This is a genomic window from Salinarchaeum sp. Harcht-Bsk1, from assembly GCF_000403645.1.
Classification (GTDB): domain Archaea; phylum Halobacteriota; class Halobacteria; order Halobacteriales; family Salinarchaeaceae; genus Salinarchaeum.
In genome coordinates this window covers 2,435,884-2,450,457 of record NC_021313.1, presented here as the reverse complement: position 1 = coordinate 2,450,457, position 14,574 = coordinate 2,435,884, and the positions used below count along the sequence as shown (strand labels likewise).

Genomic DNA, 14,574 nt, shown 5'->3' with positions numbered 1-14,574 from the left:
TACGCAGTCACTCGGCTGTTCTATGATGTCGTTGTCCTGATTTGCGGCCACACCGGTGGAAAAATTCTTCCGCTCAATTCGCTAGTTGGAGGTAGCAGTTGGTCCATCGCCGGTCAACTGGTACGACAGCTCCTGCTTGCTCCTGCCAGAACGTAGTTGCCACGGCTCTCACAAGTCGCTGTCAGCAACGGTGAGTGGGAACAGGTGGTAGATCGACGACGACGCAGGCTGCTGGCAGCGACGGGATCGGTCGGACTCTTCGGGCTGGCAGGCTGCAGTTCTGGCGGTGATAGCGACGACGATCCCGACGGCACGCCAGCTGGGGACACGCAGTCAGGTGACTCGGGCGATCAAACTGACGACACGTCAGGAACCAATGGGGCCGACGACTCGTCTGGAACAGATGAGTACGCACCGGATATCCCGGACGAGTATATTCTTCATCTCGTTCCGGACCGGAACGAGGAGCTTCGGCAGCAGGTCCCCGACGACCAGCTCGAACGGTACAGAGAGGAGTTCGGAACGGATCTCATCGAGGACTCAAACGTGTTTGCCGACGATCCTGGCGAGGAGTGGCGACAGATGGAGGTCGATCTGCTGGCCCTGGAGTGGTGGCACGACAACGACTATCTGAATATTCAGCACGAGGAGGGGAGTCAGTTCGTCGAGTCGATTGGCACGGATTCGCCGGAGGAGAGTATCGAGTGCGAGGCCAAGAATACCCCGCCGCTAGTCCGCTATCCGAACTCGGAAGGTGAGTCGAACACGTACGGCCACTTCGATTATCAGGAATTCACTCAGACCGAGTCAGTCGGAGAGGCTCTCGACTGGCTGCAAAAGTATCTATTCAACTGGCAGATGCTCCATGACGACCCTGGCCCGATTTCGACCGAGGATGAGCTGTATGCTGCAGCACTGCAGGAATGTTTAGATGCTCACACCGATATCGAATCGCATTGCTGGGCGCTCGATCTCCCCGAAGCCAGCGCGAGTACCCACGGAAACGGGCTGATCTACGACGCCACGAATAACGAACTCCGGGTGATGGAAACAATCAATGGCCCGGAAACACAGACTGCTGGAAGTACAGATGAACAATATCACCCGCTCGGCGAGGACTCGAACTACCTCGATCCGAGCCACGAGGCCTACGACAGCTGGTGGCACCCACTTCGATTTGCAGACGACCACCAACAAGACACAGTAGAAGGACACGAAAGCCTAGACTTTGAAACACGGAAGAAGTCAGTTGCTTCTACTCTGATGGACATAGCAACTGGAGCGGACGAGGATGTAGAGATAGGAAGTCTCACTGATGTAGGTATAACTACTCAATACCTAGTTGACTTTACCGGTAAACTAGCTGATTGGAATCAAAATGAAGAATACGATGGAGAACTCTTTGAGGAAATCAAAAAAACCAGTCCAAAGTCTACAACAAATTAGCTTCAGAAGAAAACGAGAATTGCATAATGCATGGTACTATTGATGACCCTCATGATGCGAAGGTTGGATCAAACAGTACGATTGAAAGTGTCTGGAACGATCAGTCGGGACAGTACGACGATTTTACCCAGCACATCGACGACTTGGCGATCGCCAGGTGCCAGCCGTGAGATTGTGACGGCCCATCTGGTATAATCCCACCGGCAGATTCCGAGGATCGGGTCCTGCGTGTGGCTGAATCGGTCGCACAGGTGCATCCCCACGTTTATGACCGATCCCGCGACGAACCATCGCCATGCCGACCACCACCGACATTCTCGGCGACGGCGGCGACGCCATCCGGGTCCTCTCCGGGGACTGCACCGTCGTCGCGGACGGCGATCGACGCGAGGAACGGCGGGGCAACGTCTGTGTCGTAATCAAACCGGACAACACCGTGCTCGTTCACGACGCCGACGGCTACCAGCCCGTGGCGTGGCTCACTCGTGCAGAAGCAGTCTCGTGCTCGCGCGCCAGCGAGGGCGGACGGCCCACCGCGCCACGGACCATCACTGGCCGTCCGACGCGAGACGTGAGCGGTGGAAATCCTGCTGGCGGCCGCGAGACGAATGACGCGCACGCCGCAGCGCCGGGCACCGGCGGCGGAACGCCCGTTGGCGACTCCATCGAAGCGGGTGCGGCCTTCACCGTCGACGCCCGCGACGGCGACGAACGCCTACGAGTCGTCGCCCACACGGAGGACGGCTACGCGAGCTATCCGACGACCCGCGCGGGTCATCCTGTCGGCGAGTGCCCTGACTGCGAGGGCACACTCGTCCGGTCGGGCCGCTCGGTAAGTTGCATCGGCTGTGGAGACCGCTTCGGACTGCCCGACGGCGCGACCGTTCGGCGGGAGCGATGTTCGTGTGGGCTCCCCCGGCTCCGCGTCGAACGCGGTGCACCACTCGACGTCTGTCTCGACCGCGACTGCGACCCGCTGCTCGACGCGGTCGAGGAGCGCTTCGATCGCGAGTGGGACTGCCCCGAATGCGGTGCGGACCTCCGGGTCATCCAGCGCGGCGGTCTCCTGCTCGGCTGTGACGCCTACCCCGACTGCGAGACCAGTTTCGGCATCCCGACCGGCACCGTCGTCGACGACTGTGCCTGCGGACTCCCGGTGTTCGAACTGGCCAGCGGTCGGCGGTGTCTCGATTCGGCCTGCGAGCACCACTGATCGCGGTTCGAGGGGGCCAGCACGACTCGACGATCGCGACAGCGACGGGCCGGGGATCGTCGCATCTTTGCCCCCGGGCGTCGCCCACTCCCCTATGGAGGCCCGCACGGAGGACGGCCGCGTCGTGATCGGTGGGGACGCCCGCCAGCGATTCTACGACGCTCGGGGCTACGGCTACCCGCTCGAGGGCAACGAGATCGCGGTCTCCTGGGTCGAAGCCGCCCACCTGCTCCTGCGCGGTGACCTCGACGCCGTCGACGGCAGGGAGTTCGAAGCGTTCCTCCGGGACGGCGCCGGGGACGTGACTGGCGGCGATCGAGCCGCGCTCACGTTCCTGGTCTACCTCGACTTGCGCGAGCGGGGATTCTACTGTTCGCCCGCACGCGAGGGATGGATCGACGACCCGACCGACGTCGTCGACTTCGTCGTCTACCCCCGTGGAAAGGGGCCCGTCGACGACGCAGTCGCCTACGAGGTCCGGGTCGTCGGCGAACGCGAGTCGATCCCCGCGGCCGACCTCGGCGACTGTACCCTCGCCATCGTCGACGAGGAGAGCGAGGTCACCTACTTCGAGACCGGACGGCCATCCTGGGAGGGCACGGCGGCGTTCGAGCCGGGCGACCCGGTCGACGCGACGCTCCTGGCGGATCGGGCGGTGTGTTGGGACGCCCCCGAGGCACTCTACGGCCAGGCCTTCTACGGCCAGCCACTCGGAAAGCGCGACGAGGGGATCGACGCACTCCAGCTATCGCTCGTCGAGACCGCCCAGCTCGTCGCCGCCGGTGCGCTCGACGTGGAGGGCGGCTACGACGCGGTCGTCGATCGCGGTCGGGCCGTCGAGGGCGACCGCTTCGACCGCCGGCTGCAAGTGTACGCCGCGTTGCGCGAACGAGGCGTCGTTCCCAAGACCGGCTTCAAGTTCGGCGCGGACTTCCGGACGTACTCCGCGGTCGAGTCCGTCGACGACCTCGGCCACTCCGAGCGCCTCGTCCGAGTGGTCCCCGGCGACTTCGCGTTCGATCCCCGGGATCTCGCCCTCGACGTGCGACTCGCCCACGGCGTCCGGAAGCAACTGGTCGTCGCGTGGCCCGAGGACGCCAGCGTCGAATGGGTCTCGATCGAACGGCTGACGCCCTGAACGGCCACAGCTCTCTTCCGGACCGAGTAGTGCCCGAACGATGCACAGCCGTCGAGGGGAGCATTCGACAATTTTCGGTCTTTCCGGCCGATTGAGGCCGGTTTCCGCGTTTCTTCCTCGGCGATCGGTCCTTCGAGGTAGCAGTCGTTCCCACCGCTTGCAAGACCGTCCCGTGGTAGCTTCGAACAACGCAAGCTAATTACAGCGCGGCGTGCATACTACTCCACATGACTCAGCCCCACGTCGAAGTGTACACGAAGGACAACTGTTCGTATTGTGAGAAAGCCAAGGACCTCCTCGACTCGAAGGGAATCGAGTACGAGGAGTACAACGTCTCCGGCGACGACGAACTGTTCGAAGAGATGGTCGAGCGGGCAGACGGCCGGAAGACCGCCCCCGAGATCTTCGTCGACGACGAACTGATCGGCGGCTGCGATGACCTCTACGAACTGGAGGAGGCCGGCGACCTCGACCCCAAACTCGGGCTCGATCCCGCAGCCACCGACGGCGGCATCGAGGAGCACCGCCGCATGATCATCGCCGGTAGCGGGATCGCGGGCATGACCGCCGCCATCTACGCCGGCCGGTCGAACAACGACCCGCTCGTCATCGAGGGCGACGAACCGGGCGGCCAGCTCACCCTCACCACTGACGTCGCGAACTACCCCGGCTTCCCGGAGGGCATCGGCGGTCCCGAACTCATCAACCGGATGCGCGAGCAGGCCCAGCAGTTCGGCGCCGAGTTCGAGAACGGCATCATCGAGTCCGTCGACGCGGAGTGCCGACCGTTCCACGTGAAGATGACCAGCGGCGACCTGTACACCGCCGACGCCGTCATCGCCGCCTCGGGTGCCAGCGCCCGCACGCTCGGCGTCCCCGGAGAGGACGAACTGATGGGCTACGGGCTCTCCACCTGTGCGACCTGCGACGGCGCGTTCTTCCGCGACGAGGACATGCTCGTCGTCGGGGGCGGCGACGCCGCGATGGAGGAGGCCCACTTCCTCACGAAGTTCGCGGACACCGTCTACATCGCCCACCGCCGCGACGAGTTCCGCGCGGAGGACCACTGGATCGACCGCATCATGGAGAAACAGGAGGAGGGCGACGTCGAGATTATGTGGAACACCGAACTCGCGGAGATCCACGGCACTCCCGAGGACGGCGTCGACCACGTCACCCTCCTGCGCCACCCCGGAGGCCACCCGAAGGACAAGCGCGACGACCCCGAGTTCGCCGAGGAGGTCGAGGAGTTCGAGCACGACGTTGGTGCGGTGTTCTACGCCATCGGCCACACCCCCAACACCGACTACCTCGAGGGGACCGACGTCGAGATGGACGCCGACGGCTACCTGAAGGTCCAGGGCGGCTTCGGTGGCGGCCAGACCCAGACGGCCGTCGAGGGCATCTTCGGCGCGGGCGACGTCGTCGACTACCACTACCAGCAGGCGATCACGGCCGGCGGCATGGGGTCGAAGGCCGCAATCGACGCCGACGAGTGGCTCGAGAACGAGGCCGACCTCGCCGCGGCCGAGGGCGGAGCAGAGCCCGCCGCGGCCGAGAGCGACGACTGATCGTCCGACGACCGCCGGTCGTTCGATCCCTGCCCCCGATCCCGGCCATCGGGCGGGATCCACTCCTGGCGTACCAACCACGGCGTCCGAATAACCCGACCTTTCTGCGGCCGGGCGGCCTGCTATGTGCCGACTGTTATTCCACGGTCTCGGCTTTGATCCAACCATGCCAGCGTGTCCAGCGTGCGACACCGCGGTCCAGCCGGCTACCGCGGCCTGTCCGTATTGTGGACAACCCCTCCGTCACGAGGGGTCCCAAGCCCGGCTGGTGAGCGACGGTGGCGAGGAATCGTCGCATTCGGCGAGCAGTTCCTCTACGTACAGGAGTCGCACCCAGCAGTGGGGCCGGATCGCGATGGCGATCGGCTTCGCGCTCTTGCCCGCCCTCGGCGTGTACCTGTTGGCCAGCCTCGCGTCCTTCGGGGAACTCCTGTTGGCCGTGATTCTCTCGCTTCCACTGTTCGCGATCCTCATCTACAGAAAACGGACCGTTACGGGGATGGCTAGCGCGACGCTGTTCTGGCTCGCCGCCGAGGCCTTCTTCGCGCCGGTCGTCGCGTACGTCTACATCTCCTCGACCGTCGACGCGTCGAACAGCTCCGGCATCGACGAGGCAGTCGCGGGCATCCAGGGTGGGATCCTCCTGGTGCTGGCGTTCGTCGTCTGCATCCCACTGGGTATCGGCTTCTACGTGCTGTCGAAACGGGTACAGGAACGACCGACGGCAGAGGCCTGAATCACTGCCGACCCGGCGGAAGGCTCCCCGGCCAACCCGGTCCAAAACCGGGCTGCAGTCGCTGGTCGAACCGAAGCGGAACCGCAGAATAGGGCCTGCGCCGCTGGCCGGCGCAGTGGTTCCGGGTCGCTACCCGAACATCTGGCGCATCATCGGGTGCATCTCCATGAGCTGCTCCTCGGCGATCTCCTCGTACAGCTTGTACGTGATGGAGACTGTGAGCAGCAGGCCCGTCCCGGAGACGCCACCGATGGCGCCGAGCATGTTGGCCATGACCGCGAGCAGGCCGACGAGCGCACCGCCGATAATGGTCACCTGCGGGATGTACCGCTCCATGACCTTCTCGACGACGCCGACGTCCTGGCGGAATCCGGGGATCTGCATCCCTGAATTCTGAATCTGCTTCGCGGTGGCTTCCGGGCCCATGTCCGTGGTCTCGACCCAGAAGATAGCGAAGATCGCCCCGCCGCCGATCATGAAGCCGAGGTCGATCGCTACGCGGATCATGATTTGCCAGGTCTCGATACCGGCAGGCGTCTGGCCCGTGAACCACATCCAGTCCTGGGGCGTGTAGATCGGCGCGAGGTAGTACATCAGCCCGCCGATCGGGTCGCCGCTCTGCGTGTAGACGCCCAGCCAGTCGGGGCTGATCCCCTCGCGATTGAGCAGCTGGCCCAGGAACTGGATGTTCGCCTGCAGCGCGCGAACGAGGATCATCGGCAGGACGCTGGCGTAGATGAGCTTCACCGGGAAGCGACCACGCGCGCCCTTGACCCGGGCGTGGGAGAGCGGGATCTCGACGCGGACGGACTCCGCGTACACGACCACGACGAAGATGAATAGGGTGGTTGCGAGCGCGAGCAACTGACCCTCGCCGACGATGATCGTTTCGAGTCCGACGCCCGGAATTGGTCCTACCGCGATGTCACCGGTGAAGATCTTGAACCAGGTCACGAAGAACCCACCTTCGAGGCTCAAGAACCCCCCGACCAGGCGCTGGCTGACGCCGGCGATGATGAACAGTCCGACGCCGCTCCCGACGCCCCACTTCGAGACGATCTCGTCGAGGTAGAGGATCAGGAGCCCGCCGGTGACGATCTGTGCCATCAGCAGGATGCGAATGCCCGCGAGACTGACCCCGAGTTGACTCGCGACCTGTGGCGACGCCTGGATGAACCCGGCGTACACCATCGGCAGCGCGGTCAGGATCGTGACGATCACCACCAGGAGCTTCTGGAGTCCCTGGTAGAGGATCTGGTCTCGCGGGTCGTCGGTGTCGAGTCCGAGGAGGTTGGCGCCGCCCAGTAGCTGCAACACGATCGACGCAGTGACGATCGGTCCGATACCGACCTGCAGGATCGAGCCCTGCGAGCCGGCGAGGACGGTCCGGAACTGTCCGAACGCGTCGGTGTTGGTCGACATTCCCCACAGCGCGACGTTCGTGAGGAAGAAGTACAGGACGAGCACGGACGCGGTCCACGCCAGCTTCCGCTTAAACGGGACGTGGGACTCCGGTCGGCGGACGACCGGCATCCGTGCGAGCACCGGTTCGGCGACCTCCTTCCAACCCATTGCTTAGTCCCCGTCGGACTCCGGTGATACGTCTTCTGATTCGGCGGCCGCCTCGTCGGCGTCGCCGTCCTCGTCCTCGGCGGTCTCGGCGCGCTCGGAGAGGACGGCCTCGCCGCCGGCCTCCTCGATGAGGCCACGTGCGCTCGCGGAGAACGCGTCGGCGACGACGGTCAGCTCCCCGCGGACCTGCCCGCCGCCGAGGACCTTCACCGCGTCAGCTTCGAAGCCGTCCTCGACGATCTCGCGAGCGTCGAGCTCGTAGCCGCCGTCGGTCTCCTCGGCGAGGCCCTCCGCCGCGTACAGCGCGGCGTCCTCGTCGAGCTTGGAGGCGTTGATCTCGAGGACCTCCTCCTGGACGGACTGGGGTCGGCTGAAGCCGTGCTTGCCCAGCGGCTCGTAGTTGTGGAACTCGTGCTTGTCGCGGCCCGCGCGACCCCGACCGCCGCGGTGGCCGGCCCCACGCCGATTCTTGTGGGTACCGCCGCCGTGCGTGCGGGAGCCGCGCTGGCGTCGTTTCTTGCTCGTCATTGTTATCGCATCGCGGTGAGCAGCTCGTCGATCTGCTCCGTGCTGTGAACGCCGAGCTGGCCGCCCGTCGACGTGGGCTGCTTGATGCCCTCGTGACCGCCACGGGGCGGGTGCAGGCGCAGGACCGGGGACATCCCTTCCTCGCGGAGGGTCGTCTCCTCGGCGACCAGCGCTGCGGCCAGGTCGTCGGCGTCGTCGTAGTCGGTGTGCTCGTCGATCCACTCGTCGTCGGTGTCGGCGTCGCCCTCGAGGGGCTCGCCACGGGTACGGAGTAGCGTGGCGACGACCTCCTCGGACGGCTCGCCGTGGGCGACGACGTCGTGGACCTTCGTGATCATCCCCTCGTAGGTCTCCGTCGCGGGGACGAGCGTCGCGTGGTTGACGTGGTGGAGGTTCAGCATCTCGAGGGTGTCGACGACGTCCTCGGAGACGTTGACCTCGCCGCGGAGCTGGACGACCGCGTACATCACTCGATCACCTCGCGCTGTTCGAAGGCGTACTCGGGAACGCGGGCCTCCGCGGTCTTCCGGAGCGCGTTGAACGTCGCCTTCGCGAAGTTGACGGTGGTGCGGGTGTTCCCACTGGCCTCCGTCCACGCGTCCTCGATGCCGGCGAGCTCGAGCACCTTGCGGGGCGTCTCGCCGCCGGCGAGGCCCAGACCGCGCGGTGCGGGCTGGAGTTCGACGGTGACGGAGCCGGCCTTGCCCTCGGTGCGCAGCGCGACCGTGTGGGGACGGCCACAGCCACACTCCCAGGATCCACAGCCCCGCGAGACGTCGATGATGTTCAGCTTCGCGATCTCGATGGCCTTCTGGATCGCCGCGCCGACCTGGTCGTCGCGGCCTTCCGCGTAGCCGACGTAGCCGTCGCGGTTGCCGATCGCGACGACGCAGCGGAACTTCACGCGTCGTCCGGAGTCGGTCATCCGCTGGACCATGTTGATGTCCAGCACCTCGTCTTCCAGCCCGGGCAGGAGCCGGTCGGTCACCTCGGGCTCCTTCAGCGGGAGTCCCGAGTTGAGGGCGTCCTCCATCGTGTCGATTTCGCCCTCCTGGACCTGCCGGCCGAGCCGGGTGACCGGTTCCCAGCCGTCGTCGTTGTAGTTGTCTCCACTCATAGCAGCTCCTCGCGAAGTTCGTCGAAGTGCTCGGGCAGGTCCGCCGCGTCGAACTCGCCGCTGTAGAGCGGCTCGTCGAGCTGTTCGGCGTACTCGGCGATGTGCTCCCCGCGGTTGCGCTCCCAGTCGGGAAGCACCGCCTCGTTGTGGGGAATCTCCAGGCCCGCGTCGATCGCGCCCTCCTGGATCGCGAACACCTTGCTACCCGGTGTGGGGCTGTTCAGGCCGATGTCGAGCACGGCCTCCTCGATGCCTTCGTCGACCGCACGGGTTCCCGCGAGGAGCCCAGTCAGGTACGCGCTCGGAAGGTTCCCGGTCGGAGCCTCCCAGCCGTACTCGGCCAGGTCCGCGGAATGTGCGCTCACGACAGTCTCGTCGCCGTCGGGTCCGGTTGTGACCAGCTGCGCCCTGACGTGCCCGTTGCTCGTGCGCGCCACGAGTCGGGGCTTGCCGGATTTCAACAGGCGCAACCTCTGGTGGTAGTCCGTTCGGACCTCGCGCCGACGCCGCATCGGAACGTTGTATCGTGGTCCAGTTGCCATGCTAGTACTCACTCCTGTCTACGTCGATCTGGTATTCGTCCTCCGCGAAGTTGAGCAGACGGCGGACGTCGGGGAACTCGCCCCCGCGCGACTTGTTGTAGAGTGCGCGGTACTGGGCGGGCGTAAGGACGCCGTCGTCGCGAAGCTCGCGGAGCGTCTGTCGCTGGGCACGCGCGGTGCGTTTCCAGCGATCTTTCTCGGACTGGCGGCCGCCGGCCTTTCCCTTGCGGGAGCCGGCCCCGGTCTGGTGGCCGTACGCGCGCTTCTCGGAGCGCTCGCGGGCTTTGCCACGGGAGTTGCCGGACTTGGGCTTGGCACGCACCACGCCCTCGTCGACCAGCTCCCGGATGTCCTCCCGGGTGATGGCGTCGACCAGTTCGTCCTGTTCCTCGGGGTCGAGCCAGACGCGGTTCTCGCCGACGTCGAGGACGTCTGCCGCGAGCCGCTTCTGGGCGCTGAGGTCGGTCATTACTCGCTCACCTCGACTTCCTCGTAGGTGGGGTTGAGCACGCGGATGCCGGCCTCCTCGGCCTCGTCCTCGATGCGCTCGCGCTTGCGACCGCCGACGCCGGAGGCGATGCGTACCGCCTCGGTCTCGCCGTCGACGCCCTCGAGGTCGTCCGGGTTGTGGACGCGGACCTCCTCGAAGCCGCTCGGGTGGCGACCGCGGACCGCCTCGGGCGAGCGGAAGCCCGCCTCGACGGTGTCGCCCTTGCCCTTGATGCCGCGGCGCTGCTTCGAGAGCCCGCCGCGGGGCGCGCGCCAGGAAGTGGGCACGCGCTTCTTCTTGTGGTAGTCCTGGCGGTTGAACTGCGGCGTGGACACGGCGGCCCGACGCTGGAGGAGGCGCTCCTCCTCGTCGGAGAGGTCGGGCGTCTTGTCGGCGTGGCCACGGGGCTGCAGTTCGGTCTCGACGTCCTCGGCTTCCGCCTCGGGAGCCTCGTCCTCGACCTCGCCTTCCGGCTCGGCCTCGACGTCGAGGTCCCCGACGTCGGCCTTGATCCGGGCCGCCAGCGCGTTGCCGATGCCCTCCACGTCGGAGAGTTCGGACTGGCTGGCCGCGCGGACCTCCTGGATCGTCGTGTAGCCCGCGTCGCGCAGCGCGTCGGCCTTGCTGGCGCCGACGCCGCTGATGTCGTCGAGTTCGCGGTCGTCTTCCTCGGCCTCCTCGGCCGCGGCGTCGCTGGAGGCACTGTCCTCCTCGTCGGCCTCCTCCGAGGCTAACTCGTCGGACTCGACGTCGCCCTCGGGTTCGTCGTCGACCTCGAGGTCGCCGACGTCGTCCTTGATGCGGGCGGCGAGTGCGTTACCGATGCCATCGACCTCGGAGAGGTCGTCGGCGGAGGCGGCCCTGACGTCCTCGACGGACTCGTAGCCGGCCTCGCGCAGGGCGTCGGCCTTGCTGGCACCGACGCCAGCGATGTCTTCGATACTGGATGGGTCGCTCATTTAGGCACCCCCTTTGCTGGGCTTCTGCGTGATGTAGACGCCGTCCTGGAAGACGCGAACGTCCTTGTCGTTCACTCGCGTGAGCTGTTCGATGTCGGCGGCGGTCTGGCCGACGGCCTCCTTGTCGGGGCCGGAGACGGTGATCTCCTCTTCGTCGACCTGGACCTGGGTGTCGTCGCCGTGGATCGGCGCCCGTCGCGGGGCGCGCTCGCCGAGGAAGTTCTCGATGACGACTTCCTCGCCCTCCACGGAGACCTGCATCGGGAAGTGGTTGTAGAACACTTCCATCTCGTAGGTCCAGCCGTCGGAGACGCCGTGGAACATGTTCGAGACGTGGGACTCGAAGGTGCCCAGCGTCGACATGGTCTTGGCGTCGTCCGCGTCGCTCTCGATGACCACGGCGTCGACGGACTCGGTGTCCGGGTCCTCCGCGGACTCGTCGGCGCCGTCGGCCACGACCTCGACCGTCTCGATGGAGACCGAGACGTCGGGGTACCAGAGCCGCCGCGAAACGCTACCGTTGTCGCCCGAGACGCTGACGTCGAGGTGGTCGATCTCGACGTCGACGTCCTCGGGGATCGGGAGTTCTGTTCGTGGCATTAGTATACGTAGGCGATCACCTGCCCGCCGACCCCTGCCTCACGAGCCTCGTAGTGGCTCATGATCCCGTGACTCGTCGTCACGACGAGGGCGCCGTAGTCCCGAGCGGGGAGGAACCGCTTCTCCCACTTCTCGAACTCGTCGGCACCCGCGGAGTAGCGGGGCTTGACGGGACCGCAGTCGTTGATCGCGCCGTTCAGTTCGACCTCGAAGCGACCGGCCTTGCCGTCGTCGACGTGCTCGAAGCCCTCGATGTAACCGCGGTCGTAGAGGACCTCCAGCACGCTGCCGACCTCCTCGGAGGCGGGCGATACCTCGTGGGTGAGGTGCCCGACGCTCTCGGCGTTGTCGAGCCCCGAGAGCGCGTTCGCCAGTGGATCGTCTGCCGTCATTGTTATCGGTACTTCTTGAAGCCCATGTCCCGGGCGATCTCGCGGAAGCACTGTCGGCACAGCCAGATGTCGTACTTGCCGACGAGGCCCTGCTCGCGTCCGCAACGGCGGCAGGCCTCGAGCTGGCCGGTACGCTTCTCGGCGTGCTCGCCCGTGTCCTGGGACGTGTCTTGTTCGCTCTCGCTCATGCTGTCACCTCTACGTCGTAGGTCGACTCGACGAACGCAATGGCGTCCTCGGGATCGAGGCGGTGGTTCGCCGGGATCGAACGGGTCTCCGCGTCGCGCTTTGCGACCCGGTAGCCCGGTCGAACGAGGTTCACCGTCACGTCGAGCCCGAAGATCCCGATCGAGGGGTCGTACTCCTGGCTCGGGAACTCGGTGTGCTCGGCGATGCCGAAGCTGACGTTGCCGGTGTCGTCGAACTGCTGCTTCGAGACGTCGGCGATCGGCAGCGCGGTCTCGAGGAACTCGTGGGCGTCCTCGCCGCGCAGCGTCACCTTCGCGCCGATGGGGTCGCCATCGCGGATCCCGAACTCCGGCTCGGCGGTCTTCGCGACCGTCCGGACCGGCTGCTGACTCGTTATCTCGCCGAGGATGTCCTCGGCCAGCGCGAGCGGCTCACCGCCCTCGCCGACGCCCATGTGCACGACGACCTTCTCGACGGTCGGCTCGCGCATCTCGTGGAACTCCGACTGGCTCATTCGTCGTCACCTCCCTCGTCCTCGGCGGACTCGTCGTCCGCGTCGGCGTCGGAATCGCCAGTGGCCTCGTCCGCTTCGTCGGTCTCGTCCGAGGCGTCCTCGTCGGACACGAAGTTCTCGTCGATCACGACGACGTACTCCTCGACGGTCTCGAAGGTCTCCCCGTCGAGCGCGTCGACGACGACGCGGTTCGGGGAGCTCCCCGCGGCCACGTCGATCGTCTCCAGTTCGCCGATCTGGCCGGCGTGCTGGCCGCGGACGGCAGTCACGAGTTCGCCCTCCTCGTAGGGGAAGTGGGCGACGATCTCGCCGTCCTCGTTGTCGACGACCAGGGAGTCCTTGGGCGCGTAGTCCGCCCCGGCCTCGACGACGAGCGTCTCGCCGTCGTGGAGGGTTAGCTGGACGTCGCCGCCGGCGATGTCTCGCTTGCCGACGACCTTGCCGAGCTTCGAGCCCGCAGCCTCCTCGTCGATCTCGGAGAGGGCGAGTCGACCGCCCTCGTCCGGGAAGACGCGGTAGTACTCCTCGCGCTCGAGGAACGCCAGGATGTCGAACATCCCAATCGGGCGGCCCTCGTCGCTGACGCGGTCGCCGTTCACGCGAACGGAACCGGCGTCGAGTGCGTAGCGGGCCTCCTTGCGGGAGTCGACGTAGCCGAGGACGTCCCGCAGCAGGACGACCAGCGGCACGCCGTCCTCGCCGTGGGGGCCGGCGTCGGCCTTGACGGTGAACGTCTCGGTCTTTCGCTCGACCGGCCAGGACTTCGGCACCGAGAGGCGCTTCTGGTGGTTACTCATGCTTCGTCCTCCCCGCGAATGCGGGATTCTCGCTCGGGATCGCGGTCGACCTCGAGGCCAGTGACCTTGAGGTTCGATGCGTCGAGTGGTCGCGGGACCTCCTCGCCGTCGGCGGTCTCGACCGTGACGTCCTCGACGTGGACGACCGCGTCCTTGAGGTCGACGCGCAGCACCTCGCCGGACTCGCCGGCGAAGTCGCCGCGCATGACCTCGACCGTGTCGCCCTGGTTGACGCGCACGCGGCGCGTGCCGTACTCCTCCCGGAGATCGTCGGCGAGCGTCGAGCGAACCTGATCGTGGCGCTCGTGCAGATCCGCGTTCGCGGTCTGGTTTCGCTGGGTGCGTGGTTGCTTGCTCATACTATCACTCTCATACGATCATCGTCGCGGCGCTCGCGATGGTGCCGAACCGCTCGGCGACCTCGCGTGCGACGGGACCCTTGATCTCGGTTCCGCGGGGTTCCTCGTTCTCGTCGATGATGACGGCCGCGTTGTCTTCGAACTTGACGCGCTGGCCGTCGGGTCGCCGGATGGACTTGCGCTGCCGGACGACCACTGCCTCGAGCACCTGGCGACGCATCTCGGGCGTCCCCTTGGTGACCGACACGGTGATCTTGTCGCCGAGGCCCGCCTTCGGATGGCGGTTCTTCGTCCCGCTGTAACCGTGGGTACTGATGACTTTCAGCTCTCGTGCGCCGGTGTTGTCGGCACAGGTGACGATCGAGCCCTTCTCGAGGCCCTGGGTGACGTCGGCGTTGAGCGCCTCCATCA

At 66.1% G+C, this 14,574-nt stretch carries 19 protein-coding genes; 5 read left to right on the top strand and 14 right to left on the bottom strand.

Annotation, left to right across the window (positions count from 1 at the left end):
• Positions 1 to 204: 204 nt before the first annotated feature.
• The 5 genes from L593_RS11235 (at position 205) to L593_RS11215 (ending at position 6,104) form a co-directional block, all read left to right on the top strand.
• Positions 205 to 1,446, top strand: coding sequence for a hypothetical protein (locus L593_RS11235; protein WP_020447088.1), 1,242 nt, complete (start codon positions 205 to 207; stop codon positions 1,444 to 1,446).
• 295 nt (positions 1,447 to 1,741) lie between these two features.
• Entirely contained in the window at positions 1,742 to 2,659 is a 918-nt protein-coding gene (locus L593_RS11230) for a topoisomerase DNA-binding C4 zinc finger domain-containing protein (protein WP_020447087.1), read from the top strand.
• Between the two features lie 94 nt (positions 2,660 to 2,753).
• The gene (endA, locus tag L593_RS11225; protein WP_020447086.1) at positions 2,754 to 3,797 is read left to right on the top strand and encodes a tRNA-intron lyase; all 1,044 of its coding nucleotides are present in this window, start codon (positions 2,754 to 2,756) and stop codon (positions 3,795 to 3,797) included.
• Positions 3,798 to 4,024: 227 nt separating this feature from the next.
• Positions 4,025 to 5,368, top strand: coding sequence for a glutaredoxin 3 (gene grxC / locus L593_RS11220; protein ID WP_020447085.1), 1,344 nt, complete (start codon positions 4,025 to 4,027; stop codon positions 5,366 to 5,368).
• 268 nt (positions 5,369 to 5,636) lie between these two features.
• Positions 5,637 to 6,104 (top strand): hypothetical protein, encoded by a 468-nt coding sequence (locus L593_RS11215; RefSeq protein WP_144060752.1) that lies wholly within the window; start codon positions 5,637 to 5,639, stop codon positions 6,102 to 6,104.
• Positions 6,105 to 6,233: 129 nt separating this feature from the next.
• Here the strand turns inward: L593_RS11215 and secY are convergent, their stop codons facing one another.
• Genes secY through L593_RS11145 form a run of 14 tightly spaced genes read right to left on the bottom strand, consistent with a single transcriptional unit; the run spans position 6,234 to position 14,572 of the window.
• Positions 6,234 to 7,676 (bottom strand): preprotein translocase subunit SecY, encoded by a 1,443-nt coding sequence (secY, locus tag L593_RS11210; protein WP_020447083.1) that lies wholly within the window; start codon positions 7,674 to 7,676, stop codon positions 6,234 to 6,236.
• 3 nt (positions 7,677 to 7,679) lie between these two features.
• Positions 7,680 to 8,204 (bottom strand): uL15m family ribosomal protein, encoded by a 525-nt coding sequence (locus L593_RS11205; protein WP_020447082.1) that lies wholly within the window; start codon positions 8,202 to 8,204, stop codon positions 7,680 to 7,682.
• 2 nt (positions 8,205 to 8,206) lie between these two features.
• On the bottom strand, positions 8,207 to 8,671 hold the full coding sequence (gene rpmD, locus L593_RS11200) for a 50S ribosomal protein L30 (protein ID WP_020447081.1): 465 nt from the start codon (positions 8,669 to 8,671) through the stop codon (positions 8,207 to 8,209).
• The gene (locus L593_RS11195) at positions 8,671 to 9,321 is read right to left on the bottom strand and encodes a 30S ribosomal protein S5 (protein ID WP_020447080.1); all 651 of its coding nucleotides are present in this window, start codon (positions 9,319 to 9,321) and stop codon (positions 8,671 to 8,673) included. The genes rpmD and L593_RS11195 overlap by 1 nt, the downstream gene beginning before the upstream one ends.
• The gene (locus L593_RS11190) at positions 9,318 to 9,863 is read right to left on the bottom strand and encodes a 50S ribosomal protein L18 (RefSeq protein WP_020447079.1); all 546 of its coding nucleotides are present in this window, start codon (positions 9,861 to 9,863) and stop codon (positions 9,318 to 9,320) included. The genes L593_RS11195 and L593_RS11190 overlap by 4 nt, the downstream gene beginning before the upstream one ends.
• A 1-nt stretch (position 9,864) precedes the next feature.
• Positions 9,865 to 10,332, bottom strand: coding sequence for a 50S ribosomal protein L19e (locus tag L593_RS11185; protein WP_020447078.1), 468 nt, complete (start codon positions 10,330 to 10,332; stop codon positions 9,865 to 9,867).
• Entirely contained in the window at positions 10,332 to 11,312 is a 981-nt protein-coding gene (locus L593_RS11180; protein WP_020447077.1) for a 50S ribosomal protein L32e, read from the bottom strand. Before L593_RS11180 ends, L593_RS11185 begins: the two co-directional genes overlap by 1 nt.
• Positions 11,313 to 11,912, bottom strand: a complete 600-nt coding sequence (locus tag L593_RS11175) for a 50S ribosomal protein L6 (protein WP_020447076.1) — start codon at positions 11,910 to 11,912, stop codon at positions 11,313 to 11,315.
• Positions 11,912 to 12,304 (bottom strand): 30S ribosomal protein S8, encoded by a 393-nt coding sequence (locus L593_RS11170; RefSeq protein ID WP_020447075.1) that lies wholly within the window; start codon positions 12,302 to 12,304, stop codon positions 11,912 to 11,914. Before L593_RS11170 ends, L593_RS11175 begins: the two co-directional genes overlap by 1 nt.
• Positions 12,305 to 12,306: 2 nt before the next feature.
• Positions 12,307 to 12,492 (bottom strand): 30S ribosomal protein S14, encoded by a 186-nt coding sequence (locus L593_RS11165; RefSeq protein ID WP_020447074.1) that lies wholly within the window; start codon positions 12,490 to 12,492, stop codon positions 12,307 to 12,309.
• Entirely contained in the window at positions 12,489 to 13,007 is a 519-nt protein-coding gene (locus L593_RS11160; protein WP_020447073.1) for a 50S ribosomal protein L5, read from the bottom strand. Before L593_RS11160 ends, L593_RS11165 begins: the two co-directional genes overlap by 4 nt.
• Positions 13,004 to 13,804 (bottom strand): 30S ribosomal protein S4e, encoded by an 801-nt coding sequence (locus L593_RS11155; protein WP_020447072.1) that lies wholly within the window; start codon positions 13,802 to 13,804, stop codon positions 13,004 to 13,006. The genes L593_RS11160 and L593_RS11155 overlap by 4 nt, the downstream gene beginning before the upstream one ends.
• On the bottom strand, positions 13,801 to 14,163 hold the full coding sequence (gene rplX, locus L593_RS11150; RefSeq protein ID WP_020447071.1) for a 50S ribosomal protein L24: 363 nt from the start codon (positions 14,161 to 14,163) through the stop codon (positions 13,801 to 13,803). Before rplX ends, L593_RS11155 begins: the two co-directional genes overlap by 4 nt.
• A 10-nt stretch (positions 14,164 to 14,173) precedes the next feature.
• Complete coding sequence (locus L593_RS11145; RefSeq protein ID WP_020447070.1) at positions 14,174 to 14,572, bottom strand: 50S ribosomal protein L14; 399 nt, start codon at positions 14,570 to 14,572, stop codon at positions 14,174 to 14,176.
• Positions 14,573 to 14,574 lie beyond the last annotated feature (2 nt).